At 68.1% G+C, this 24,055-nt stretch carries 23 protein-coding genes; 21 read left to right on the top strand and 2 right to left on the bottom strand.

Translation table 11 applies throughout. From position 1 onward, the window contains the following. Positions 1 to 31 precede the first annotated feature (31 nt). From VGV60_01480 to VGV60_01470, 3 genes are all read left to right on the top strand, one after another. The gene (locus VGV60_01480) at positions 32 to 1,039 is read left to right on the top strand and encodes a succinylglutamate desuccinylase/aspartoacylase family protein (GenBank protein HEV8699923.1); all 1,008 of its coding nucleotides are present in this window, start codon (positions 32 to 34) and stop codon (positions 1,037 to 1,039) included. A 10-nt stretch (positions 1,040 to 1,049) separates the two neighbouring features. Beyond that, positions 1,050 to 2,771 carry a DNA mismatch repair endonuclease MutL gene (gene mutL / locus VGV60_01475; GenBank protein HEV8699922.1) on the top strand — a complete coding sequence of 574 codons (1,722 nt, stop codon included), beginning with the start codon at positions 1,050 to 1,052 and terminating at the stop codon, positions 2,769 to 2,771. An 83-nt stretch (positions 2,772 to 2,854) separates the two neighbouring features. Further along, positions 2,855 to 3,631: a lytic transglycosylase domain-containing protein gene (locus VGV60_01470; GenBank protein HEV8699921.1), complete on the top strand. Its 777-nt coding sequence runs from the start codon at positions 2,855 to 2,857 to the stop codon at positions 3,629 to 3,631. Positions 3,632 to 3,637: 6 nt separating this feature from the next. Here VGV60_01470 and VGV60_01465 read toward each other — a convergent pair whose 3' ends face one another. Next, the gene (locus VGV60_01465; GenBank protein HEV8699920.1) at positions 3,638 to 5,101 is read right to left on the bottom strand and encodes a tetratricopeptide repeat protein; all 1,464 of its coding nucleotides are present in this window, start codon (positions 5,099 to 5,101) and stop codon (positions 3,638 to 3,640) included. 324 nt (positions 5,102 to 5,425) lie between these two features. On the opposite strand from VGV60_01465, the gene VGV60_01460 reads away from it, so the two are divergent. The 12 genes from VGV60_01460 (at position 5,426) to fabF (ending at position 17,961) form a co-directional block, all read left to right on the top strand. Continuing rightward, positions 5,426 to 6,826, top strand: a complete 1,401-nt coding sequence (locus tag VGV60_01460; GenBank protein ID HEV8699919.1) for a sigma-54 dependent transcriptional regulator — start codon at positions 5,426 to 5,428, stop codon at positions 6,824 to 6,826. Between the two features lie 57 nt (positions 6,827 to 6,883). Continuing rightward, the gene (locus VGV60_01455) at positions 6,884 to 8,854 is read left to right on the top strand and encodes a response regulator (protein HEV8699918.1); all 1,971 of its coding nucleotides are present in this window, start codon (positions 6,884 to 6,886) and stop codon (positions 8,852 to 8,854) included. 34 nt (positions 8,855 to 8,888) lie between these two features. Beyond that, positions 8,889 to 10,088 (top strand): response regulator, encoded by a 1,200-nt coding sequence (locus VGV60_01450; protein HEV8699917.1) that lies wholly within the window; start codon positions 8,889 to 8,891, stop codon positions 10,086 to 10,088. Beyond that, positions 10,085 to 11,638 (top strand): DUF4388 domain-containing protein, encoded by a 1,554-nt coding sequence (locus tag VGV60_01445; protein ID HEV8699916.1) that lies wholly within the window; start codon positions 10,085 to 10,087, stop codon positions 11,636 to 11,638. Before VGV60_01450 ends, VGV60_01445 begins: the two co-directional genes overlap by 4 nt. 104 nt (positions 11,639 to 11,742) lie before the next feature. Then, a complete protein-coding gene (locus VGV60_01440) occupies positions 11,743 to 12,258 on the top strand; it encodes a DUF177 domain-containing protein (protein HEV8699915.1) in 516 nt (171 codons plus the stop codon). Positions 12,259 to 12,276: 18 nt separating this feature from the next. Then, positions 12,277 to 12,459, top strand: a complete 183-nt coding sequence (rpmF, locus tag VGV60_01435) for a 50S ribosomal protein L32 (GenBank protein HEV8699914.1) — start codon at positions 12,277 to 12,279, stop codon at positions 12,457 to 12,459. A gap of 123 nt (positions 12,460 to 12,582) precedes the next feature. Beyond that, the gene (gene plsX, locus VGV60_01430; GenBank protein ID HEV8699913.1) at positions 12,583 to 13,647 is read left to right on the top strand and encodes a phosphate acyltransferase PlsX; all 1,065 of its coding nucleotides are present in this window, start codon (positions 12,583 to 12,585) and stop codon (positions 13,645 to 13,647) included. Then, entirely contained in the window at positions 13,637 to 14,632 is a 996-nt protein-coding gene (locus VGV60_01425) for a beta-ketoacyl-ACP synthase III (GenBank protein ID HEV8699912.1), read from the top strand. Before plsX ends, VGV60_01425 begins: the two co-directional genes overlap by 11 nt. Then, entirely contained in the window at positions 14,620 to 15,603 is a 984-nt protein-coding gene (gene fabD, locus VGV60_01420) for an ACP S-malonyltransferase (protein HEV8699911.1), read from the top strand. The genes VGV60_01425 and fabD overlap by 13 nt, the downstream gene beginning before the upstream one ends. Further along, entirely contained in the window at positions 15,600 to 16,349 is a 750-nt protein-coding gene (gene fabG, locus VGV60_01415) for a 3-oxoacyl-[acyl-carrier-protein] reductase (GenBank protein HEV8699910.1), read from the top strand. The genes fabD and fabG overlap by 4 nt, the downstream gene beginning before the upstream one ends. Before the next feature lie 107 nt (positions 16,350 to 16,456). Further along, positions 16,457 to 16,693: an acyl carrier protein gene (gene acpP / locus VGV60_01410; protein HEV8699909.1), complete on the top strand. Its 237-nt coding sequence runs from the start codon at positions 16,457 to 16,459 to the stop codon at positions 16,691 to 16,693. Between the two features lie 26 nt (positions 16,694 to 16,719). Further along, positions 16,720 to 17,961, top strand: coding sequence for a beta-ketoacyl-ACP synthase II (gene fabF / locus VGV60_01405; protein HEV8699908.1), 1,242 nt, complete (start codon positions 16,720 to 16,722; stop codon positions 17,959 to 17,961). Positions 17,962 to 17,995: 34 nt separating this feature from the next. On the opposite strand, the gene VGV60_01400 is transcribed toward fabF, so the two are convergent. Next, the gene (locus VGV60_01400) at positions 17,996 to 19,069 is read right to left on the bottom strand and encodes a hypothetical protein (protein HEV8699907.1); all 1,074 of its coding nucleotides are present in this window, start codon (positions 19,067 to 19,069) and stop codon (positions 17,996 to 17,998) included. 224 nt (positions 19,070 to 19,293) lie between these two features. Here VGV60_01400 and hprK point away from each other — a divergent pair, with 224 nt between their 5' ends. The 6 genes from hprK to VGV60_01370 are packed head-to-tail and all read left to right on the top strand — an operon-like array spanning position 19,294 to position 24,018. Continuing rightward, the gene (gene hprK, locus VGV60_01395) at positions 19,294 to 20,247 is read left to right on the top strand and encodes an HPr(Ser) kinase/phosphatase (GenBank protein ID HEV8699906.1); all 954 of its coding nucleotides are present in this window, start codon (positions 19,294 to 19,296) and stop codon (positions 20,245 to 20,247) included. After that, a complete protein-coding gene (rapZ, locus tag VGV60_01390; GenBank protein ID HEV8699905.1) occupies positions 20,244 to 21,134 on the top strand; it encodes an RNase adapter RapZ in 891 nt (296 codons plus the stop codon). Before hprK ends, rapZ begins: the two co-directional genes overlap by 4 nt. Further along, positions 21,131 to 21,574, top strand: coding sequence for a hypothetical protein (locus tag VGV60_01385; protein ID HEV8699904.1), 444 nt, complete (start codon positions 21,131 to 21,133; stop codon positions 21,572 to 21,574). The genes rapZ and VGV60_01385 overlap by 4 nt, the downstream gene beginning before the upstream one ends. Positions 21,575 to 21,587: 13 nt before the next feature. Next, positions 21,588 to 21,857 carry an HPr family phosphocarrier protein gene (locus tag VGV60_01380; protein ID HEV8699903.1) on the top strand — a complete coding sequence of 90 codons (270 nt, stop codon included), beginning with the start codon at positions 21,588 to 21,590 and terminating at the stop codon, positions 21,855 to 21,857. Continuing rightward, positions 21,854 to 23,653: a phosphoenolpyruvate--protein phosphotransferase gene (gene ptsP, locus VGV60_01375; GenBank protein ID HEV8699902.1), complete on the top strand. Its 1,800-nt coding sequence runs from the start codon at positions 21,854 to 21,856 to the stop codon at positions 23,651 to 23,653. The genes VGV60_01380 and ptsP overlap by 4 nt, the downstream gene beginning before the upstream one ends. Positions 23,654 to 23,655: 2 nt before the next feature. Next, on the top strand, positions 23,656 to 24,018 hold the full coding sequence (locus tag VGV60_01370) for a cupin domain-containing protein (GenBank protein HEV8699901.1): 363 nt from the start codon (positions 23,656 to 23,658) through the stop codon (positions 24,016 to 24,018). The last annotated feature ends 37 nt before the right edge of the window (positions 24,019 to 24,055 follow it).

Here is a 24,055-nt window from a genome sequence, read left to right as displayed (position 1 = left end):
GGACAGGCTCCGGGGGACCTGGGAGGCCGGGATGGCGCTGCGCATCGGGGGGAAGGACGTCCGCCGCGGGACGGTGGAGCAGATCTTCCTCAAGGTCAGCGAGTACTACACCTCCACGCCGGTCAATGTCCCGGTGACCGTCATCCGTGGCGAGGAGCGCGGGCCCCTGGTGTTTCTGACGGCCGCCATCCACGGCGACGAGCTGAACGGCGTCGAGATCGTCCGCCGGATCATGACCGGCTACACGCCCCGGCAGCTCAGGGGGACCCTGATCTGCGTCCCGGTCATGAACCGCGTCGGGTTCCTGACCCACACGCGGTACCTGCCCGGGCGCCGGGACCTGAACCGGTACTTCCCCGGCGACCCGAAGGGGAACGCCGCCGCGCGCTACGCCCACACCCTGTTCAAAGAGATCGTGGGGCCGTCGCGGTACGGCGTGGACCTGCACACGGCCAGCGTGGGGCGCACCAACCTGCCGCACGTGCGGGCCGACATGTCGTCCAAGAAGGTGCGCCGGATCGCGCGCGCCTTCGGCACCGAGATCATCATCGATTCGCCCGGCCCGCCGCGCACGCTCCGCGCCGCCGCCACGACGGCAGGCGTGGCGACGATCATCTTCGAGGCGGGGGAGACCTTCCGTTTTCAGAGAAACATGGTGTCGCGCGGGGTCGCGGGTGTCCGCAATGTTCTGGCGGCGCTGGGCATGGCGGGCGACACGATGAGGGAGCCGCGCTTTCGAGTCATCGTGAAGGTGTCGGAATGGGTGCGCTCGGTGAAGGGCGGCATCGCCGACATCCTCGTCCGTCCGGGCGAGATCATCTACACCGGCGACGAGATCGCCTCGATCACCAATCCGTTCGGCCGCGAGGTCTCCATGGTCCGCTCCCCCCTGACCGGTCTCATCATCGGCATCACGACCATGCCGATGGTCAATCCGGGCGACGCCATCTGCCATGTGGCCAAGCTGGAGAAGACGCTCGCGACGGTGGAGAACTTCTGCGTCACCGATTCGCACGGCAAGAAGATGCTTTTGGCATGACGAGGTGAGCGTGGGAACGATCCGGGTGCTCGATCCGAACGTCGCGAACCAGATCGCCGCCGGCGAAGTCGTCGAGCGGCCCGCGTCGGTGGTGAAGGAGCTTCTGGAAAACGCCCTGGACGCCGGGGCATCCCGGGTGGACGTGGCCGTGGAAGGGGGGGGCGCGGACCGCATCGTGGTCGGCGACGACGGCTCCGGAATGGAGCGGGACGACGCCCTCCTGGCCTTCGAGCGCCACGCGACGAGCAAGATCCGACGGGCCGCCGATCTGCAGGCGATCGGGAGCTACGGATTCCGCGGCGAGGCCCTGCCTTCGATCGCCTCCGTGTCACGTTTGGTCCTGACCACCTCGACGGGAGGGACCCGGGGAATCCGCGTGAGGTTGCGGGCGGGGCGGATCCTCGCCGTCGAGCCGGCGCCCCATCCGCGCGGCACGACCGTCGAGGTGGAGGGCCTGTTCGCCAACGCCCCGGCGCGTCGCAAGTTCCTGCGCGCGGCGGCCACGGAGACGTCGCACCTTGCGGCCGTCCTGACCCGGGTCGCGGCCGCCCGTCCGGGAATCACCTTTTCCCTGAAGAGTGGCGGCCGCGACCTGCTGTCGTGGCCGGCCGTGCCCGATTACCGCGCGCGGGTGGCGCAGATCGTCGGCCGGGACGACGCACCGCGCCTGATCGCGGTCGATGGGCGCGCCGGGGCGATGCGGGTCCAGGGCCTCGCCTCGGGCCCCTCCCTGAGCCGGTCCACGTCGACGGACCAGAACCTGTTCGTGAACGGCCGCCCAATCCGGGACCGGCGCCTGCTGCACGCCATCCAGGCGGCCTACGCCACGCTTCTCCCGAAGGGCCGGTACCCGCTCCTGTACCTGTTCCTGACGGTGCCCGCGGACGAGGTCGACGTGAATGTCCACCCCGCCAAGGCGGAGGTGCGCTTCCTGAAGGCGGGAGCCGTGCACGACCTGGTGCGGGAGGCGCTGCTGGAGGCGCTGGGAGTCAGCCGGCCCTTCTACAGCCTGGGGCCGCGACACGCGGCCGCCGTGGCCGAGCCGGACAGCGCCCCCCTGCCTTCGGGCGCGTCCCTTCCCCATGCGCCTGAGCTTCGGGCGGGGGAGCGGCCGGTCGAGTCGCCGGCCGGCGCGCCGGCGCCCCTGTTCGATGCCGTGGCCCTCTCCCCCCTGGCCCAGTTCCGTGACACCTACATCCTGGCGTCCGCCCCCGACGGTCTGGTCATCGTCGACCAGCACGCGGCGCACGAGCGCGTCCTCTACGAGCGCTTCCTGGCCGAGCACCGCTCCGGCCGCGTCGCAGTCCAGAAGCTCCTGTTTCCCGTGACGGTGGAGGTCGCGCCGGCCGAGCACCTCGGCTTCGCGGAGGCGCGCGCGGCGCTCGAAGGGCTCGGCTTCGGCATCGCGCCGTTCGGCGACCGCACGCTCATCGTGGACGAAATCCCCGCCTTCGTCCCGGCCGGGTCCGTGCCGCGCCTGGTGCGCGAGCTGCTGCGTGAAATCCTCGACTGGCGCGAGGCGGACGGCATCGATCGCCTGCGGCACCGGATCGTCGCCACCTCCGCCTGCCACGCGGCGGTCACCGCGAACCATCCTCTGGATGCCCCGAGGATGAGGGCGATCATGAACGACCTGATGGGGACCGACATGCCGATGACCTGCCCGCACGGCCGTCCGGTCCTGCTCCGGTTCAGCCTCGATCGGCTGGAGCGGGAGTTTCACCGAAAATGACGGGTCCTTGACGCCTGAATGACCGCCGCCCGCCCCACGAGCGGTTGCTCGAGCGGGGGTCTCACCGTATAATCCCGGCACTCATGCGACGACGCGCAGCGGTCCCCGTGCGGTTCCGATGGGCGGTGCTGGCACTGCCGGTGGTGACCGCGGCTCTCCCCGATGCCTTCGCGGATGTCGCGCTCCTGCGCAATGGCCGTTCCCTGGCCGTCACCGATTTCCGCCGCGACGGGGACCGAATCGTCCTGATGATGGAGGGGGGAGGGCAGATCGCCCTGCTCCAGGATCAGGTTGTGGCAATCCGTCGCGACGAGACGACAGACAGGACACCGCGACCGGCGCCGGTCGTTCCGCCGGCATCACCGGACGGAACGTCCATGGCTGGGGCCCCGGAACCGGTCCTGGACAGCGGACCGCCGGACGGCGCCAAGGGTCCCGAGGAGGACGGCCCGATCGAGATTGGCCCGGGCGAGGTCTTCGATCGCCAGGCGCTGCGCGACCTGGCCGCCCGCATCGCGCGCAGGCACCGGGTGGACGAGGCGCTCGTGCTGGCGGTGATCGAAGTGGAATCACGGTACGACGCCTTCGCGGTGTCGCCGCGCGGCGCGATGGGGCTGATGCAGCTCATGCCCCAGACCGCGGCCCGCTTCGCCGTCGGGAACGCCTTCAACCCCGTCGAGAATCTCGACGGCGGGGTGCGCTACCTGAAGGAGCTCCTCGAACGGTACAGCGGGCAGGTCCGTCTCGCTCTGGCGGCCTACAACGCGGGCGAGCAGGCGGTCGATCGGTTCGGCGGGATCCCTCCGTTCCGTGAGACCGAGCAGTACGTGGTGCGGGTGACGCGCGCCCTGTCGCGCTAGGCCACCTCAGGGTGCGCACCGCCCGTGCGGGGGCACCCCTTCCTGAAGCTCGAGCCACGCGCGATCGATCGAACGGAAATGCCGCACTTCGCTGGCCGCCTGAAAATGCGCGCGCGCGCCCAGGCGGCGACCGAGCGCCTTCTCGGACAGGCCGCGGTACAGCAGGATCCATCCCGACATCCATGGCGGCGGACTCGGCGCGCGCTCGAGCGCCGCCTGGAACGAGCCTTCGGCCTCCTGGTAGCGGCCCGCCAGGAATTCGAGTCGCCCTGACAGGAAGCGGGGCAGAGGGCTTTGTGGGAACGCCCCGGCCGCAGTTGCGAGAAGGCGGCGGGCCTCTTCATCCCGCTTCCCGTCCTGGGCGCGCAGGGCGGACTCCACGAGAGAGCGCAGGGACGGCCCTCCGCCAGCGGACCCGCCGGCCCCGTCGCCCCTCTTGAAGGCCAGCTCGACTCTCAGCCGCTCCACCACCTGCCGCTCGCGGGGCGGCAGCGAGGCCGGGTCGCCCACCGTGCGCAGGATCCCCTCGGCCCGGTCCAGGCGCCAGTCCGACACCAGGGCGTCCGCCAGGTAGACCCGCAGCGTGCGGCGCTGCCGGAGACGCTCCTTCCCGGGGCCGGCGGCCGCCGCCAGGGCCGAGTCCAGGTCGCGTACGGCGCTCGAGTACTCCCCGAGGCGCATCTCCAGCCCGGCCATCGATCCCTGGACCAGCGGCGAGTCGGGATTTCTCCGGCGCGCCTCCTTCAGGTGCGCCATGGCGTCTCCGTAGCAGCGCTCGTCGCGGTGCCCGCAGATGAGGGCCAGGAGAAGGCGGGCGTCGGCGCTGAAATAGGCGTCCGATGCGGCGAGCGTCTTCAGCTGCGCGAGCCCCAGCTCGGAATCGCCGCGCGGCATGAACAGGAGCCCTCGCGCCAGGCCCGGAATCTTCTCGGTGTAGTAGTTGTAGGCGCCCAGCCCGAACAGCGCGTCGGCATAACCCGGATCGACCGCGAGCGCGGCCTCCAGTTTTTTCTTCCCGCGTCGGGCTTCCTGTCCCGCCTTGAAGAGGTTTTTGCGCATCGCTTCGACCTGGGACCTGAGGATATGCACCGTGCCGACCGCAACGAGGACGCGGCGATCGCGGGGGTCGACCTCCAGGAGGCGCTCGCCCGACGCCACCGCGCTCTCCACCGCCGACAGGAACGGAGCGTCCCACGAGCGATCGCCGCGATCCTCCAGCGTGCGCCACCAGTACGTGAAGGCGATGAACATCTGCGGCGCCGGATCGTCTGGCGCCGCGCGGGCGGCGGAGCGGAAGGTCGCCTCGGCCTTCCCGTAGAGACCGTCGTGGAGCTCCTTGAGACCGGAGCGTATGAGGCTCCCGGAATCGGGGGGAGGGGTCGCGGCCCGCGCGGGAAGTGCGGCGGCGAGCGCCAGGGCCGCGGCGGCCAGGCGGCGGGCGCGCGGGCGTGACAGGACAGGGCGCGACACGTCTCCAAGCCTACCATAGCCCCGGGCGACGGCCTGCCGCGCCTCCGGGACGCGCCCAACCCCTGGTCGGTTCCCGTCGAGGGCATGACGCGTGTCCTGAGTGTAGTCAGGACGCGGTCCCGCGGGGCGGCGCCGTTCGGACATCCCGTTACAGTTTGTGTCGTCGGCGATGTCCAAAGCGTTTTCCGGAGCGCCCCGGCCGGTGATTTCACCTTCGTCATCGGCGCAAGGCCCTGTTCCAGCTTGGGTTCCGCGAACCGGGGCCCGCCGTGACCATGGAACGCTTCTTGCTGCTCTTCTGGACACGTCACTCAGGAGGGCAGAGTGCATCCCAAGGCCAATATCCTCATCGTTGATGCGGACGCGGACTCGGTCCGCAATCAGACGGGAATCCTGACTCGCGGCGGTCACCGCCTCGTGGCGGTCGATCGCTGCGCGCTGGCGCTCGAGCGCCTGCGCGCCCAGGGGTTCGATCTCGCGATCGTCGCGATGGACCTGCCGGACTTGAGCGGCATCGAACTGCTCGCGCGGATCAAGGAATCGTCTCCCGAGATTCCGGTGGTGCTGACGGCGGCGCGACCGGAGGTCGAGACGACCATCCTGGCGCTCCGCAAGGGGGCGTATGACTTCCTCAAGCAGCCGATCGCGGAGGACGAGCTCCTGGCGCTCGCCGAGAGGGCGGCGCAGCTCAAGCAGATGGGAAGCGAGCGGCGTCGGGCGCTCGAGGAGCTGCAGACGGAGAAGGTGAAGAACTTCGAGCTGCGACGCAACCTGCAAGGCCAGTATGCGTTCAGCGCCATCCTCGGGAAGAGCCCGAAGATGAAGCAGATTCACGACCTGCTGCAGGAGGTCACGGGCACCGACTCAACCGTCCTGGTCATGGGAGAGAGCGGCACCGGCAAGGGCCTGCTGGCCCGCATCCTTCACTACAACTCGTTGCGGGCCGAGCGTCCTTTCGTGGAGGCCAACTGCGCCGTCTACTCCGAGGGGATCCTCCATTCGGAGCTCTTCGGACACGAAAAGGGGGCCTTCACGGGCGCGGTCAAGCAGAAGAAGGGCCGCTTCGAGCTCGCCGACTCGGGGACCATCTTCCTGGACGAGATCGGCGACATCTCCCCCGCGACGCAGCTCATGCTCCTGCGCTTCCTCCAGGAAAGGCGGTTCGAGCGCGTGGGCGGCGAGCAGACCATCGAGGTCGACGTCCGCGTCATTGCGGCGACCAACAAGAACCTGCAGGAGGGGATGGAGCGCGGCAGCTTCCGCAACGATCTGTTCTACCGACTGAACGTCATCCCGATCCACATCCCGCCCCTGCGCGAGCGCGTCGAGGACATTCCGACCCTGAGCATGGAGTTCCTCGAGCGGGTGTCCAAGAAGATCGGCAAGACGATGCGCGGTTTCTCGAGCGAGGCGATGGAGGGCATGACGCGGTACTCCTGGCCGGGGAACGTCCGCGAGCTGGAGAACGTCATCGAGCGCACGGTGATCCTCGCCAAGGGGGATCTCATCGATCTGAGCGACCTGCCTCCCAACCTCAAGGACGGCGCGACCGAAGGGGCCGAGGTCAAGCTCTCGCTGTATGAGAACGAGCGCCTCTACATCCTCAAGACCCTTGCCGAGTGCAACTGGAACAAGAAGCTGGCCGCCTCGGTGCTCGGCATCAATCGTAGCAGCCTCTACAGCAAGCTCAAGAAGTACGACATCGGGCGCAACCCGATGAACTGAGGCGGCTCGAGCGGCCGGAGGAAGCCTGCCCCGGCCCGCCGGTGCCGGGGTGAACGCATGAAGGACTTGAACCGGGGCACCCGGATCTACATCCTGGCGACCTACGCGGCGGCGCTGGTCATCCTGCTCCACGTTCTCCATTCCGGCACCCTGACGTTCAGCACCGAATTCCTGATGCTGGCCCTCATCGGCGCGATCATGGCGCCGCACACGGTGCACCTGGGGATGCGGGTCGAGATGTCGATCTCGCATCCGTTCATCCTGGCGACGATGATCCAGCTGGGCACCGCCAATGCGGTGTTCATCTCCATCCTCTGCATCAGCAGCCTGTGCTTCATCCGCGCCCCGCGCATGGAGTTCTACCGCGCCCTGTTCAACATCAGCTCGTTCGTGATCACCACGTTTCTGACCTGCACCACCTACACGTTCGTCGGCGGCAGGAGCGAGGGGTCCATCGGGGGTTATCCGCTGGTCGCCCTGATGGTGGCGACCCTGGTCTTCTACCTCGTGAACACCTACAGCATCTCGGGGGTGGTGGCGCTCAGCAACCGGTCGAACCTCTTCAAGGTGTGGCACGACAACTTCCTCTGGTCGGCCCCTTCGTTCTTCGCGGGAGGGTCGCTGGCCCTGGCGATGTCCTACTTCCTGGGGCGATTCGGCATCTACTCGTTCGTCCTGTCCCTGCCCTTTTGCGTCCTCATCTATTACTCGTACAAGCTGTACCTGGACAAGCTGGAGGAAAGGAGGCAGCACCTCGAAGACATCGAGCGGATGAACGCCGATCTGGAGCGCAAGGTGAAGGAGCGCACGCAGGAGCTGGAGGTGGTGAACCAGAAGCTGCAGAACTCCAATCTGGAGCTGCAGCGCGCCAACTCGCTGAAAAGCGAATTCCTCGCGAACATGTCCCATGAGCTGCGCACGCCGCTGAACGCGGTCATCGGATTCTCCGAACTGCTGCTCGACACCGGTTCCGGGGCTCTCAGCGAGGATCAGAAGGACTACGTCACGGACATCCTGAGCAGCGGGCGGCACCTCCTGGAGCTGATCAACGAGATCCTCGACCTCTCGAAGATCGAAGCGGGCAAGATGAAGCTGAACCTGGAGGAGTTCGAGATCGGCCCGGTGATCGAGGAGGTCATGGCGCTGCTGCGCGTCGAGGCCGGTCGCAAGCACATCGAGGTCGTCGCCGAGGTGGAGGAGTCGGAGGTCGAGGTGCGGGCGGACCGCGGCAAGGTGAGACAGATCCTCAACAACCTGCTCAGCAACGCCGTGAAATTCACGCATCCGGGAGGCCGCGTGACGCTGCGCGCCTGCCACCAGGGGGAGCGGGTGGCGGTCTCGGTCATCGACACCGGGATAGGCATCAAGGAGGAGGACCAGGAGCGCATCTTTCAGGCGTTCACGCAGGTGGACGGCTCCTATGCGCGCCGCTACCAGGGCACCGGTCTCGGGCTCACCCTGGTCAAGAAATTCGTGGAGATGCAGGGCGGGCGTCTGACCCTGAAAAGCCGCTTCGGGGAGGGGAGCGATTTCACGTTCACCATTCCGGGAGCGGTCGCTCCGGCGCCCGCGGCTGAGGCGGTCCAGACGGCCGGGAAAGGGAGTGGCGTCAACCCGATGACGAAGGGCGCGAGCACCACCGGAGGCCTGATCCTCGTGGTGGAGGACAACCCCATCAACCTCAAGCTGGTCCGGGACATCCTGAAGCAGAGCGGGTACCGCGTGGCGGAATCGACCACCGGCGAAGAAGCCCTCGATGCCTTGAAGTTCATACGCCCGGACCTCATATTGATGGACATTCAGCTCCCGGGGATGGACGGGCTCCGGGCGGCGCGTCTCCTTCGGGACAACCCGGAGACCAGTCACATTCCCGTCATCGCCCTGACGGCCCACGTCATGAAGGGGGACGAGGCCAGGGCCAAGGAGGCCGGGTGCGCGGGGTACATCTCGAAGCCGATCCAGCCGGGGGAGCTGGCCAAGCAGATCGCGGCCTTTCTGAACCAGGGTCCGGGACTCCACTCCAATTGACTGCCTGCGGCGCGGACCGCGCCAGGAGAGGATGATGAGCGCACAGCAGGACGCCCCCGGCGCATCGGTCCTGGTGGTGGACGACGATCATCGCAACGTGCGCCTCATCGAGTCGATCTTGAAGGGGAGCGGCTACCGCGTGATCAAGGCCTACAACGGCGAGGAAGCGCTCGGCATGGTCGAAACCGAGCACCCCGATCTTCTGGTCCTCGACGTGATGATGCCCCGGGTCAGCGGCTTCGAGCTGTGCCAGCGCCTGAAGGGGCGCTACGAGACGCGCCTCCTGCCGGTCATCATGGTCACGGCGTTGAACGCGCTCGAGGACAAGGTCCAGGCCCTCGAATACGGGGCCGACGATTTCCTGACGAAGCCGATCAACAAGCTCGAGCTCCTCGCCAAGGTGCGTTCCGTCCTCAGGGTGAAGGCGCTGCAGGACGAGCTGGAGCGCCGAAAATCGGAGATCGAGGCCGCGAACCAGGAGCTGGTGCGCATGCAGGGATTCAAGGAATCGATGATGCAGATGGTGGTGCACGACCTCAAGAATCCCCTGGCCAGCATCACGGGGAACATCCAGCTCATCCAGATGCAGAGCCACGAGTCGCTGACCCCCGCCCGGCTGGCGGAGCTCCTGCAGCGCACGCACGAGAGCGCCCGGCAGATGATGCGGATGATCCTGAACATCCTGCAGATCGGCAGGCTGGAGGAGCGCAAAATGCCCCTGCGCCTGGAGTCCGTCGTTCTGCATGCGGTGGTCCAGGAGAACGCCGACGAGATGATGGGCCTGAGCGCGCGCGACGGGATCCGCCTGGAGAACCGCGTCGACCCCGATCTCCCCGCGCCCGTCGCCGATCGCGAGCTGGTGAGCCGGGTGATCGCCAACCTCCTGAGCAATGCGTTCAAACACACGCCGAGCGGAGGGCGCGTCGTGGTGGACGCCCTGAAAGAGGGGGACCACGTCACCCTGACGGTCAGCGACACGGGAGAGGGGATCTCGGAAGAGTTGCAGCCCCGGATCTTCGAGAAATTCGTGGCGGGCGACTCGGAATCGGGCAAGCGCCTTCTGAATGATTCGGGGCTGGGGCTGACGTTCTGCCGGCTCGCGGTCGAATGTCATGGCGGCCGGATCTGGCTGAAAAGCAAGGTCCGGGAAGGGACCACGGTCTTCGTGTCGCTGCGCATTTCCGGGCCGGCCACCGGCACCGCCCCATCGGCTTCCGGAGCCTCCGCAGCATGAGCGGCGAAGGGGCCACCGTGACGACGGGAGACGCGGGCACCTCGCCGGACAGGAGCGCTCGCGGCTTCTGCTCGCCCCCGGCCCTGGCCGAGCTCATCCGTGACCTCTACATGGACGAGAAGACCGGCGTCCTCGTTCTCGGCCGAAGCGGCGTGGAGAAGCGGATCCTGCTGGACCGCGGGATGATCCTGACCGCCTCGTCGTCGCTCCCCGACGAGCGGCTGTCGGCCCTTCTGGTCGAGAAGGGATGGATGCGGATCGAGGAGGCCGAGACCCTGAAGGGTCTCGCCGATTCCCAGGTGGCGGAGGTCGCCGCGCGCCGGGGCCTGGTGACGCACGAGACGCTCCTGGGAGCCAACCGCGAGCTGGCGCAGCGCATCCTCACCGCCCTGTTCCGTTGGGAGGAGATCGAGTACCGTTTCGACGAAGGCTCCGTCACCGCCGGGCTTCTGCAGACGGATGTCGTGGCCAGCTTCGAGATGATCATTCACGCCCTGCGATCCATGGTCGGATTCGAGCCGATCCGGGAGGCGCTCCTGCGTCAGGACCGTGTCCTCCGCCTGTCCGACCAGATCTATCTGCCGATCGACCGTCTCACGCTGGCGCCCATCGAGGGTTACCTTCTATCCCGGGTCGACGGACAGACCAAGGTTCGGGACGTCCTCGCGCAGGTGCCGCCCGGGGAGGAGGATCTGGCCGCGCGGTTCCTCTTCGGCCTCCTGATTCTCGGCATGATCAACTTCGTGCCGGCCATCTCCGCCGGTCCCCTCAGCTGCGGCGACCTGGTGCGCGGCGAGGAGGAGAAGCGGCGGCGCGAGGAACGCGAGCTGTCCGAGGTGCGCGACTTCTACCGCCTGGCCCGCGAAAGCCCCCCCCAGACGATCCTGGGCATCGACGAGGCGGCCAGCGCGGACCGGATCAAGGCGGCGTACATGGAGCGGAAGGAAAGGTATCACCCGTCGCGCTTCATGAAGAAGGTGCAGCAGGACCTCAAGGAGGAGCTGCAGATCATCGAGGCGCGACTCCTGGAGTCCTTCCTCGCCGTGCGCGAGCAGAAGCTCGGCGCGGCGCGCGCGGCCGGCTCCAGCACCGAGCGGGTGGTGAACCTCGACCTCGATTCCCTGTCCATGCGCAAGGAGCTGACGAAGACCGAGAAACAGTCGTTCGAGGAGGAAAAGGCCCGAAGGGCGGAGCAGTTCTTCGGCAAGGCGAGGGACTACTTCAAGATGGGTGATTTCTTCAACTGCATTCGCTACTGCGAGTTCGCCACGTCCTACAGCGACAAGAACGCGCAGGTGTTCAGCCTCCTCGGCCAGTCGCTCCAGAGAAACCCCGACTACCGCTGGCAGAAGCGGGCCGAGGGGGCCCTCCTGCGCGCCGCCGAGCTCGAGCCCTTCAACCCCGCCCACTCCGTCACCCTCGGTCACTTCTACCGAACTCACGGTTTGTACGCCAAGGCGAAGAAGGAGTTCGAGAAGACCCTCGAGCTCATGCCCTCCCACTCCGAAGCCCGGGCCTGCCTGAAGGAGCTGGAGAAAGAGAAACACTAGGAGCCGGTGTCGGGCCGGTACCTGGTCGGAAAGCCCCGCCAGCCGCCTCGTTGACACCAGACCCCCTCGTGCTATAATGCGCCGTTCGTCTGGATCGAAGCCTCATGTTCATAGAAACAAAGGAGATAGGACCCGAGGGGCTGGTTGTCAGTCGCTCGATCGACGGTTTTCGCCTTCCGCTGAGCGGCGAGGAGTCGATCTGGATCGATACCGTGCACCTGAACGGCGAGCTGCTGAAGGACGTGGACGGCGTCTCGTTCGCGGGCCGGATCGAGACGCGCGCCACCCTGGCCTGCAGCCGGTGCCTGGAGGAGTATTCCCTGCCCCTGGACCTGCCGTTCGAACTGGTCTACACGACCGGCCCCGAGACGCCGCCGGGAGACGAGAGACGGCTCGACGATGAGATGGTGACCCGAGTCCACATGGATGGCACGCGCATCGATCTCAAGTCGCTGCTGTCGGAGCAGGTGTACCTCGGCCTGCCGCTCAAGCCCCTGTGCCGTCCGGACTGCCGGGGCCTGTGCCCGAAGTGCGGCACCAACCTGAACGCGGGCGACTGCACCTGCGCGGAGGAGAGGACCGAGGATCCTCGCCTCTGGATCCTCAAGAGCCTCCTCTAGAGCCACAAGGACCAGACGATGCCGAATCCCAAACGACGTCATTCGCGCGCGCGCCGCGACAAGAGGCGAGCCCACGACGCACTGACCCGCCCCATCCTTTCGGAGTGCCCGCACTGTCACGAGGCCAAGTTGCCTCACAGGGTCTGTCCGCACTGCGGCCATTACAAGGGGAGGGAAGTCATCGAGGTCGGCGAGGCCTGAGGCAGGGAACAGCCGCCCGTTCCGGCCTCGCCGGCCCGCACGACGACCGGCGTCCCGCGCTGCACGCTGCGTGGGGCCTCATCCGATAAGGCGTGCGCTTCCGGGAAGGGTCCTCGAGTGGAGATTCGAATCGCCATCGACGCGATGGGAGGGGATTTCGCCCCCGCCCACCCGGTTGCCGGCGCGGTCCTGGCGGCCCGGGAATACGGCGCTCACCTGATCCTCGTCGGACGGCGCGACGCCATCGAGCCCGAGCTCGCCAAGCACCGCGCCTCCAGGCTCCCGATCGAGATCGTCCACGCCAGCGAAGCGGTCGCCATGGACGAGTCTCCGGTGACGGCCTTCCGCCGCAAGAAGGACTCGTCCATCCGCGTGGCGGCGACCCTGGTACGGGACGGGCAGGCCGCAGGGGTGGTCAGCGCGGGCAATACCGGCGCCGTCATGACCACGGTCAAGATGATCTGCGGCGTCCTGGAAGGCGTCGAACGGCCGGCGCTGTGCGCCGTGGTTCCGAACCTGAAGGGCCCCTCCGTCTGGCTGGACATCGGGGCCAACATCGACTGCCGGCCGGAGCACCTGGTTCAATTCGCCATCATGGGGCACCTCTATTCCCGTGAGGTGCTGGGGGTGCAGAATCCCCGGGTGGGGCTGATGAGCATCGGGGAGGAGGACAGCAAGGGGAACGAGGTGACGCGCGAGGCGTTCCGGATCCTCAGGGAGACTCCCCTGAATTTCATCGGCAACGTCGAGGGACGCGACATCTTCAACGGCAAGACCGACGTCATCGTGTGCGACGGGTTCATCGGCAACGTGTCGCTCAAGGCGGTGGAGAGCGCCGCCGAGGCCATCCTGCATTTCATGAAGGAGGAGATCTCGAAGTCCCTCCTGGCGAAGATGGGTTACGTGCTGGCCCGGCCGGCGTTCCGCAACTTCCGCAAGAAGATCGATTATGCCGAATACGGCGGCGTGCCGCTCCTGGGCGTGCGTGGAGCGGCGATCATCTGCCACGGCGGCTCCTCGGTGCGCGCCATCAAGAACGCCGTGCGGGTCACGCTCGACTTCGTACGCAATCAGGTGAACGATCGGATCCATGAAGAAATCGTCCGGATCGCGGCGGCCCGCGAGCCCCGCTCGCCGGTGCCGGCCGGCGCCCGCGCCGTCGCGGAGGGAACCGAAGATGCCGGGTGAGAAGCGCGCCGTCATCCGGGGGACCGGGTCGTCGCTCCCGGACAAGATCCTGACCAACCTCGATCTCGAGAGGATGGTGGACACGTCCGACGACTGGATCACCTCGCGAACCGGCATCCGCGAACGGCGCGTCGCCCGCGAGAACGAGTACATGTCCCAGTTTGCGACGCGGGCGGCCGAACAGGCGCTGGAGTCGGCCGGCGTGCCCGCCTCCGACGTGGACCTGATCGTCTGCGCCACGGTCACGCCGGACATGCCGATCCCGGCGACCGCCTGCATCGTGCAGCACAACCTCGGCGCCACGGGGGCGGCCGCGTTCGATCTGGCGGCCGGCTGCTCCGGGTTCATCTATGCGCTGGCCGTCGCCAAGCGCTTCGTCGCCTCGGGAGACTACCGGGCGGTCCTGGTCATCGGGGCAGAGCTCCTGTCCAAGTTCACGGATTTTCGCGACCGCACCACCTGCGTCCTCTTCGGCGACGGCGCCGGGGCGGTGCTGCTGACGCCCGGGGAGGCCCCGTACGGCGTGCTCGCCTCGGAAATGCACGCGGACGGCAGCATGGCCGATTTCATTTACGTTCCGGCGGGAGGCACGCGGGAGCCGGCCTCCGAGCGCACCGTCGCCGAGAGGCGTCACTTCATCCGCATGAAGGGCAACGAGACCTTCAAGATGGCGGTCCGCTCGATGGAGGAGACCTCGCGCGCCGTCCTGAAGAAGTCGGGCCTGAGCCCCGCCGACGTGAACCTGTTCATCCCGCACCAGGCCAACCGCCGGATCATCGACGCCGTCGGGACGCGTCTCGGATTGCGCGAGGACCAGGTCTACGTCAACATCGAGCGGGTCGGGAACACCTCGGCCGCGTCGATTCCGGTGGCGCTCGACGAGGCGGTGCGGCGGGGCCTGGTGCACCAGGGGGACAATCTCCTGTTCGCCGCCTTCGGCACCGGCCTGACCTGGGGCGCGGCCGTCTGCAAGTGGGGCTTTTGAACCCGCGCCGCGTCGGACTGATCTTTCCCGGGCAGGGTTCTCAGGCCGTCGGGATGGGCCGGTCCCTGTTCGACGCGGATTCCAAGGCCCGCGCGATTTTCGAGCGGGCCGATCGGGCGGCGGGCTTTGCTCTCGGGCGCGCCTGCTTCGAAGGGCCGGAAGAGACCCTGCGATTGACCGCGGTGACGCAGCCGGCGATCCTGGCGACCAGCATCGCCTGCTTCGAGGCGCTTGTCGCGCAGGGGCCTTCGGAATGGCGCCAGGGCATCGTCTGCGCCGCCGGCCATTCTCTCGGCGAGTACTCGGCGCTGGTCGCGGCGGGCGCTCTGGAGCTCGAAGACGCCGTCCGGACCGTGAAGCGGCGCGGCGAGTACATGCAGGACGCGGTACCGGTGGGACAGGGGGCCATGGCGGCCGTCCTCGGGATGGCCCTTCAGGACGTGGAGGCGCTCTGCGCGGAGGCCGCCGAGGGTGAGGTCCTCGCCCCCGCGAACCTCAACGCTCCGGACCAGACCGTCGTGGCGGGGACCGCCGCGGCCGTCAACCGGCTCGCGGCCCTCGCCAAGGGGCGCGGCGCCAAGAGAACCGTTCTCCTGCCGGTGAGCGCTCCCTTTCACTGCGACCTCATGGCGCCGGCGCAGGAGAGGCTGGCGAAGGATCTGGAGGCGCTGCGCATCCGGGACGCCCGCGTTCCCGTCGTGCTCAACGTCACTGGACGGCCGGAGAGGAACGCGGAGGCCCTTCGGCGGGCCTTGATCGAGCAGGTGACCCGGCCGGTGCGCTGGGTCGAGAGCGTGATCCACATGAAGGAGATGGGGGTCGAAGGCCTCCTGGAGATCGGACCGGGGCGCGTTCTCTCCGGCCTGGCGAAGCGGATCGTCCCGGGGATGCCCCTCCTGAACGTGGACGATCCGGCATCCCTGGCGAACGCGCGCCAGGCGCTCGGCTGGGGGGGCGGGGATACGGCATGAGCTCGAAGGAGCTTTCGGGACGGGTGAGCCTGGTGACCGGCGCCTCGCGCGGGATCGGCCGCGCCATCGCGCTCGCCCTGGCGGACCGCGGATCCGACATGGTGCTCGCGGCGCGCCGCATGGAGGACCTCGAGTCGGTCGCCCGCGAGTGCGAGGGGCGGGGGGTGCGGGCCCGCCCTCTGCCGATCGATCTGGCGGCGGCCGAATCGATTGCGGCGGGGACGGAGCGGGCCCTGAAGGAATTCGGCCGGCTCGATCACCTGGTGAACAACGCCGGCGTGACGGGCGACGGGCTCCTGCTGCGCATGAAGCGCGACGAATGGGACCGGGTGCTCGCGGTGAACCTGACGGGGGCCTTCGAGATGACGCGGACCGTCCTGCCGGTCATGGTCCGGGCGCGGTACGGACGGATCGTCAACATCAGCTCGGTGGTGGCCTTGATGGGGAACCCGGGGCAGGCGAACTATTGCGCGGCCAAGGCCGGGCTGGTCGGATTCACGAAGTCCCTGGCCCGCGAGGTCGCGTCGCGGTCCATCACGGTCAACGCGGTGGCGCCCGGCTTCATCGACACGGACATGACACGCGCGCTTTCACCGGAGGCGCGCGATAAGATGTCCGGCCTCATACCCCTCGGGCGGCTGGGAACCCCCGAGGACGTGGCGGCCGGGGTGGCGTTTCTCGTGGGCCCCGGAGCCGCCTACGTCACCGGGGAGGTCCTGAACATCAGCGGCGGTCTTTACATGTGAGGGTGCGCGAACAATAATCAGGCGGCCGCGGCGGGGCGCTTGGAAGGGCGCCGGCGGCTGTTCCGAACGTCGGAGAGCCGGGACAGGCACCCGGGGAGGACAGCAGAATGGCGCAGAGCATCGATGACAAGGTCAAGGCCATCATTGTCGAGCAGCTTGGGGTCGATCCGGAGGAGGTCACCGCAGACGCCTCCTTCGTCAACGACCTGGGCGCCGACTCCCTCGACACCGTCGAGCTGGTGATGGCCCTGGAGGAAGCATTCAAGATCGAGATCAGCGACGAGGACGCCGAAAAGATCCACACGGTCGGCGACGCCGTCAAGTACATCCAGACCCACGCCTGATCGCGCACGGCCGGGACGGAGCGGGCATGGAACGTCGCGTCGTCATATCCGGGGTCGGCATGGTCTCGCCGCTCGGGATCGGCAACCAGGAGAACTGGGAGGGGCTGATCCAGGGGCGCTCCGGGATCGGACCGATCACCCGTTTCGACGCCTCCGAGTACGCCTGCCGCATCGCCGGAGAGGTGAAGGGGTTCAACCCGGAGGACTGGGTCCCCAAGAAAGACGTCAAGAAGATGGACCTGTTCATCCACTACGCCATGGCCGCGTCGGAGATCGCCATGCGCGACGCGGCATTCCAGGTGTCGCCTTCGGAGGCCGAACGGGTGGGCGTGTTCATCGGTTCGGGGATCGGCGGGCTCCCCTCGATCGAGCGGCAGCATGCCATCCTGCTTCGCGAAGGGCCGCGGCGGATCTCCCCTTTCTTCATCGTCGGTCTCATCGTCAATATGGCCTCGGGGCAGGTCTCCATCCGCTACGGGGCGAAGGGTCCGAACCAGGCCGCCTGCACGGCATGCGCCACGGGGACGCACGCCATCGGAGACGCCTTCGAGATCATCAAGCGCGGGGACGCCGACGTGATGATCGCCGGCGGGTGCGAGGGGGTGATCGCACCCCTGTGCGTGGGAGGGTTTTCCGCCATGCGCGCCCTGTCCACGCGCAACGAGGATCCGAAAGGCGCGTCGCGCCCCTTCGACCGGGAGCGCGACGGATTCGTGATCAGCGAGGGGGCCGGCGTGGTCATCCTCGAGGAGCTCGGCCATGCCGTCCGGCGCGGCGCGAAGGTGTACGCCGAGGTCGCGGGCTACGGCACGTCGGGGGACGCGTTCCACGTCTCGGCGCCGTCGGAGGACGGCGACGGCCCGGTGCGCGTCATGCAGCGCGCCATCCGGGACGCCGGGATCGATGCCTCGGCCATCGATTACGTCAACGCGCACGGCACCTCGACGCCCCAGGGGGACGCGGTGGAGACGCGGGCCATCCGGACCGTATTTGGCGAGCGCGCCCGCAAGGTCGCGGTGAGCAGCACCAAGTCGATGACCGGCCATCTTCTCGGAGGTGCCGGGGGCCTGGAGACGGCGATCCTGGCCCTGGTGGTCGAGCGCGATCACGTGCCTCCCACGATCAATTACACGACCCCCGACCCGGAATGCGACCTGGATTACGTCCCGAACGAATCGCGCCGGATGACGGTGCGCTTCGGGCTCAACAATTCGTTCGGGTTTGGCGGCACGAACGCCGCCCTGGTCCTGAAGAAGTTCGAGAAGTAGGACCCCGTCTCAGAGGCCCGCGGGCGCGGGCCCTTCAAACCTCGTCGAAGATCGAGTCGTTCAGGCAGTTCAGCTTCGACTCGTAGGACTCCGGGTACAGGAACCACGTGGCGGCGGCCACGCTGCTGATCAGCGCGTTGCCGTCCTGCGGCGTGAAGCAGAAGCCGACCACCTCGGTTCCCTTGTGGACGGTGAGGGTCGGCACCACGAGCACCCCCTGGTTCAGGATGCGGCCGTAGTGTCCGTAGTCCCGACCGAAGGAGAAGACGGAATTGGCCGACTGCTTGTAGGTCAGCGCCATGCGATCATCCTGTTTCAGCCGCGCCAGGATCGCCTCGACGGAGGTGGGCTTGCGCAGCCGGATGTTGAAGTGGATCGCATGCATGTACTGGCTGTTGACCTTCAGGGCCGAGGAGAACAGATTGAGGTCGTAGCCCAGCGTGTTGAAAAGGTGCCACGCGTCCCGGGCATGGTGGGTCCCGAAGCGCTCGTCCTTGTGGCGATTGACCTGGGGCGACGGCACGAAGGAGGTGTCCTGGCTGATGTCGTTCGCGCGCCGGAGGCAGGTGAACCGCCCCTCGACAAAGTTCCCGGGTCCTCCCTCGCGCAGGCCGATGAGATCGATGAGGACCGACAGGTTGTGCGTGTTGCACGACACGACCTGGATGAACTGATCCACGCCGTGCCGGAGTGTGCCGTCGTTGATCCCCCGGGCATACATCTTTCCGAAGCCGAACTCCGAGCCCTGGGCGATGAAGCCCAGCGTGTTGTCGGCGTACTTCTCGTAGATTTCCTTCTTGTTCTGCAGCCCGACGTCCGATGGCGTGCAGTCGATCACCACCGTCGCCTGCCGGAGCGCTTCATGATGCTCGTAGGACGGCTCGATGCCGATGTCCCGGAAGCCCCGCCGGGACGAATCGTCGCACGCCAGACGCGCCCCCCTCTTCATCAGGTTCACGACCTTGGATCGGTCCGTGAGCAGGGGCGTTCGCTTGTGAAACGTGACCTCGTCGAAGCCCAGGAGCTCCTTGCGATCGGAGAACAGTCCGATCAGGGGTTCGCCGATGGTCCCGGTGCCGATGATGTGGACGACCTTTTTCGAAGCCATTCCGATCTCCTGTCCAGGGTTGAAAGATACCATCCCCTGCTGCCCCGGTCAATGAAGGAAAACCCCTGAGGGCCGCACTTCGAATATCCGGTCCGGATGGCCGGTGGCGCCTCCGGGCGGCGGCGGTTTTCTTGACAGGGCAGCACCCATCTCCTAGAATGGCCGTGATTTGCGGCTTTGTCGCGAGCGCCCCCGGGCGCCTTTGCGGGGCGCGGAGGACCCGGATGAGCCAGCGCGAAGCGCCCCGTCCCAGCCTGCCAGTCGGCGATTTGCTTGCCGAGCCGCTGCCGGATCTCGCGCTGCGACTGGCCGGCGGCAAGGCGGGACTCAAGAGGGAGATCACGGTTGCGGTCCCGGAGCGCCCGGGGCTGGCCCTCGCCGGACATCCCGAAACCCTGCAGGCCGGAACGGTGCAGGTCCTCGGGAAGAGCGAAGTCGCCTATCTGGCGCAGCTCCCTCACGATCCCCGGCGCGCCCTCGTGGACCGGCTCGGCGCCGCTCCGATCGCCTGCCTGCTCGTGACCCAGGGTCACCCGCCGCACAGCGATCTCCTGGATGCCTGCGAGCGGCACAGCCTGCCGCTCCTGCTCACGTCCCGTCCGACCGAGCGCTCCATCGAGGTCCTGGGCCGCCACCTCGAGGACCGGCTCGCCCCGACCATCACGCTGCACGGCACGCTCATCGACATTTACGGGGTCGGTGTCCTCATTCTCGGGGAGAGCGGGGTCGGCAAGAGCGAATCGGCGCTCGAGCTGATCCTGCGGGGGCACCGGCTCGTGTCCGACGACACCGTGACCATCCGGCGCGTCGGCTCCCTGCTCAACGGGACGGGGCCCGAGGTGAGCCGATACCACATGGAGCTCCGCGGCCTGGGGATCATCAACATCAAGGATCTCTACGGCGTGGCGGCGGTGCGCGAGCGCAAGGACCTCGACCTGGTCGTCAAGCTGGACGCCTGGCAGGAGGACAAGGAGTACGATCGCCTGGGCCTGGACGAGACGATGTACTCCATCCACGGCGTCGAGCTTCCCTTCATCGAAATGCCGGTCGGTCCGGGACGGAACCTGTCGATTCTCCTCGAGGTGGCGGCCCGGCACCATCTCTTGAAGCGCCGGGGCTACCACGCCGCCCGGGAGCTCGCGGGCCGCATCTCGGACGCGCTGGGGAGGAAGGGGTGACGGCCCGCGAAGCAGGCCCCGACCGGGTGCTGGACATCGTCGTCATCACCGGCCTCTCCGGATCGGGCAAGACGCTCGCGATCCGGGCCTTCGAGGACATGGGGCACTTCTGCGTCGACAACCTGCCCGTGGCGCTCATTCCCGTGTTCGCCGACCTGTGCGCGGGCCGCCCCGATGTCAGCCGCGTCGCGCTCGTGGTGGACGTCCGCGAAGGCACCTTTCTGAAGGAGTTCCCGGCCATCTTCGACGACCTGCGCCGGACCCGCGGGCGACGCGTCCGCCTGCTCTTCTTCGAGGCCGATGACGACGCGCTCATCCGCCGCTTCTCGGAGACCCGCCGCCCGCACCCCCTGGCGGCGGGCGGCGGGCTCGAGGAAGGCATCCGCCGCGAGCGCCAGGCCCTGGCGCCGCTGCGGGAGCGGGCCGACCTGATCATCGACAGCAGTCGCTTCAACGTCCACGAGCTCAGGCGGTACATCCAGGACCATTTCGCGCCCCAGGCGGGGTCGCAGGCCATCGGCATCTCCATCGTCTCCTTCGGCTACAAGCACGGCGTGCCGGCCGAGGCCGACCTCCTGTTCGACACCCGCTTCCTCCCCAACCCGTTCTTCGTGGACGGCCTGAGGGGCAAGAGCGGGCTCGATCCCGACGTGCGCGGGTATCTGGAGGCGATGCCCGTCTACCACGAGTTCCACCGGCGCATCGTGGAGCTGATGGTCTTTCTCATCCCCCAGTACATGCGGGAGGGGAAGAGCTATCTCACCGTGGCGATCGGCTGCACCGGAGGCCGGCACAGGTCGGTCGTCATGGCGGAGGCCGTCAGCGCGTCCCTGCGCGGCAGCGGCTACGAGGTGAAGGCCTCGCACCGCGACCTGGAGAAGGAGTGACGAACCTCGTGGCCGAAGCGGCGGGGGAGACACGCTTCGGCGTCCTGGTGGTTACCCATGGGGGGCTGGCCTTCGAGCTGGTGCGCGCCCTGGAGCGAATCGTCGGCAAGGTGGAGGGGCTGAGGGCCCTGACGATTGGCTGGGACGACGCCCTGCCGGCGGCCCGCAAGGCGGTGGAGGAGGCGATCGTCGAGGTCGATCCCGGCGGCGGCGTGCTGATCCTGACCGACATGTTCGGGGGAACGGCCACCAATGTCACGCTGGCGTTCCTGCGCGAGGGCATCGAAATCGTCACCGGCGTGAACCTGCCGATGCTGATCAAGTTCGCGAACCTCCGGGACAGGTGCGCGCTCCGGGAGGCGGCGGTGCGCATCAAGGAGGAGGGCCAGCGATCGATCGCGATCGCCACGGAGTACCTCGGTCCCGCGGATCGCCCGTGAGGAGGGGAGCGGCGTGACGCAACAGGAGGTCGTGGTGCGAAACGCCCTCGGCCTGCACGCGCGGGCCGCGGCGCGCTTCGTGCAGGTGGCGAGCCGGTTCAAGAGCCGGATCCGCCTGGCGCACGCCGGACGCACCGCAGACGGCAAGTCGATTCTCGGGCTCCTGGCCCTGATCGGGGGGCAGGGCGCGCGCTTGACGATCAGCGCCGACGGCTCGGATGAGAAGGAGGCGCTGCGCTCTCTCATCGAGCTGGTGGAGGCCCGGTTCGGGGAGGAGCATTGACGGAGCCGGCGGGAACGGAGGACGGGACGATCGCCCTGGGAGGCGTCGGGGTGTCGCCGGGGATCGCCATCGGGAGGGCCCTCGTCCTGGAAGGGCCGGACGTGGCCATCTTCCGGCTGGATCTGTCCCCGGCATCGGGTGCCGGCGAGGTGACGCGCTTCCAGCGTGCGATCCGGCTCGCCTGGCGCCAGCTCCGGCACCTCCGGGACCGCGTCCGAAACGAGGCGGGGGAGGCGTATGCCCGCGTCTTCGAGGCGCAGATCCTCATACTCCGGGACCGCGCGCTGCATCAGGAGACCGCCGCACTCATCCTGCGGGAGCACGTGAACGCCGAGTGGGCCTTCCACACGGTCGTCGGGCGGTACACGCAGGTCTTCGCGCAGCTCGGGGAGCCGGCCCTGAAGGACCGCGGCACCGACATCGAAGACGTGGAGGCACGGGTCCAGGCGATCCTGGCCGGCAGCCGGAAGCGGCACGACCTCTCGGAGCTGATGGAGGACGTGATCGTCGTCAGCGCCACCCTCGGTCCCTCCGATGCCGCCGGCCTCAACCGCGAGCGCGTCATCGGCCTCGCAATCGACGGCGGTGGCCCTACGTCGCACACCGCCATCATCGCCAGCGCCCTGGGCATCCCGGCGGTGGCCGGGCTCCGTGACGCGAGCGCCCGGATTCGCACGGGCGACCTTCTGGTGCTCGACGGATCGGAAGGCCGCCTGCTCGTGAACCCCGCGGAACAGGTCGCCGCCGTCTGGCGCGAACGGCGCTCGCGTCTCGCCCAGCGGGAGCTCGACCTCATGATGCTGCGCGATCAGCCCGCCGTCACGCGGGAGGGGGCGCGGGTGCGCCTGCAGGCCAACATCGAGCTGGTCGAGGAGATGCTGGCGGCCCGCCGCTTCGGCGCTGAAGGAGTCGGGCTGTATCGCTCCGAATTCCTCTACCTGCGCGGGGCGCCGGGGTTCCCGGACGAGGAGGAGCATTACCGCGCCTACAGGGAGCTGGCCGAAAAGGCGCTGCCGCACGACGTGGTCATCAGGACCCTGGACCTCGGAGGCGACAAGTCCTTCTCCACCATCCCCGAGCGCCGCGAGCCCAATCCCGTCCTCGGGCTTCGGGGCGTGCGGTTGTGCCTCCGGCGGGAGGACCTGTTCCGCACGCAGATCCGCGCGGTTCTCCGGGCGGCGGCGCACGGCAAGGTGCGCCTGATGTTCCCGATGATCAGCGGCCTGGAGGAGCTCCGGCGCGCCCGTGCCATCGTGAACGAGGTGAAGGACGAGCTGCGGGTGATGCGGGTCCCGTTCGAGCCGGAGGTGCCGATCGGGATCATGATCGAGGTGCCGGCGGCCGCGCTCACGGCCGACCGGCTGGCGCGCGAGGTCGATTTCTTCTCCATCGGAACCAATGACCTCATTCAGTACACCCTGGCGATCGATCGGGGCAACGAATCGGTCGCGTATCTCTACCAGCCGATGCACCCGGCGATTCTCCACCTGATCCGTCGGGTCGTGGAGGCCGCCGCGAAGACCGGCGTAAGGGTGTCGGTCTGCGGCGAGATGGCGGCCTATCCGGTCGCCGCCGTCATCCTGGCGGGACTTGGAGTCACCGAGCTGAGCATGAACCCCGCGGCCATTCCCTCGGTGAAGCAGGTGATCCGGGCCATCCGTCTCGCGGACGCGCGCGCCCTGGTCGAAGAGGCCCTGCGTCTCGATTCGCCCGCGGAGATCGAGGCCCTGGCGCGGAAGCGGGTGGCCGACCTGGCGCCGGCGGAACCCGCGGCCGCCCTGGGGGGGCGGTCGTGAGCATCCGCCGGGTGCCGAAGCCGTGGGGCGAGGAGACCATCTTCGCCCATACCGAGCGCTACGCCGGAAAGATTCTCCGGATTCGCGCCGGTGAGGCGCTCAGCCTGCAGTACCACGAACGCAAGGACGAGAGCCTCTACCTGTTCCAGGGATCGCTGCGGCTGAGGGTCCAGCCCGGCGCGGACGGCCCCGAGTCGGAGACCCGGCTCGAGGCGGGGGACGCCGTCCGGTTCCCGCCCGGCACGCGGCATCGGATGGAGGCGATCACCGAGTGCGTGCTGTTCGAGGTGAGCACTCCCGAGCTCGACGACGTCGTCCGCCTGGAGGACCGGTACGGCCGGGCCCCGAAGGCCCCGGAGCCTTGACACGGGATCCCAGATTTGAGGAGTCATTCCGCGGGTT

The organism is Candidatus Polarisedimenticolia bacterium, assembly GCA_036001465.1.
In the GTDB taxonomy this organism is placed as follows: domain Bacteria; phylum Acidobacteriota; class Polarisedimenticolia; order Gp22-AA2; family Gp22-AA2; genus Gp22-AA3.
The sequence above is the reverse complement of the archived record's forward strand: the minus strand, read 5'-3'. Positions and strand labels throughout refer to the sequence as shown.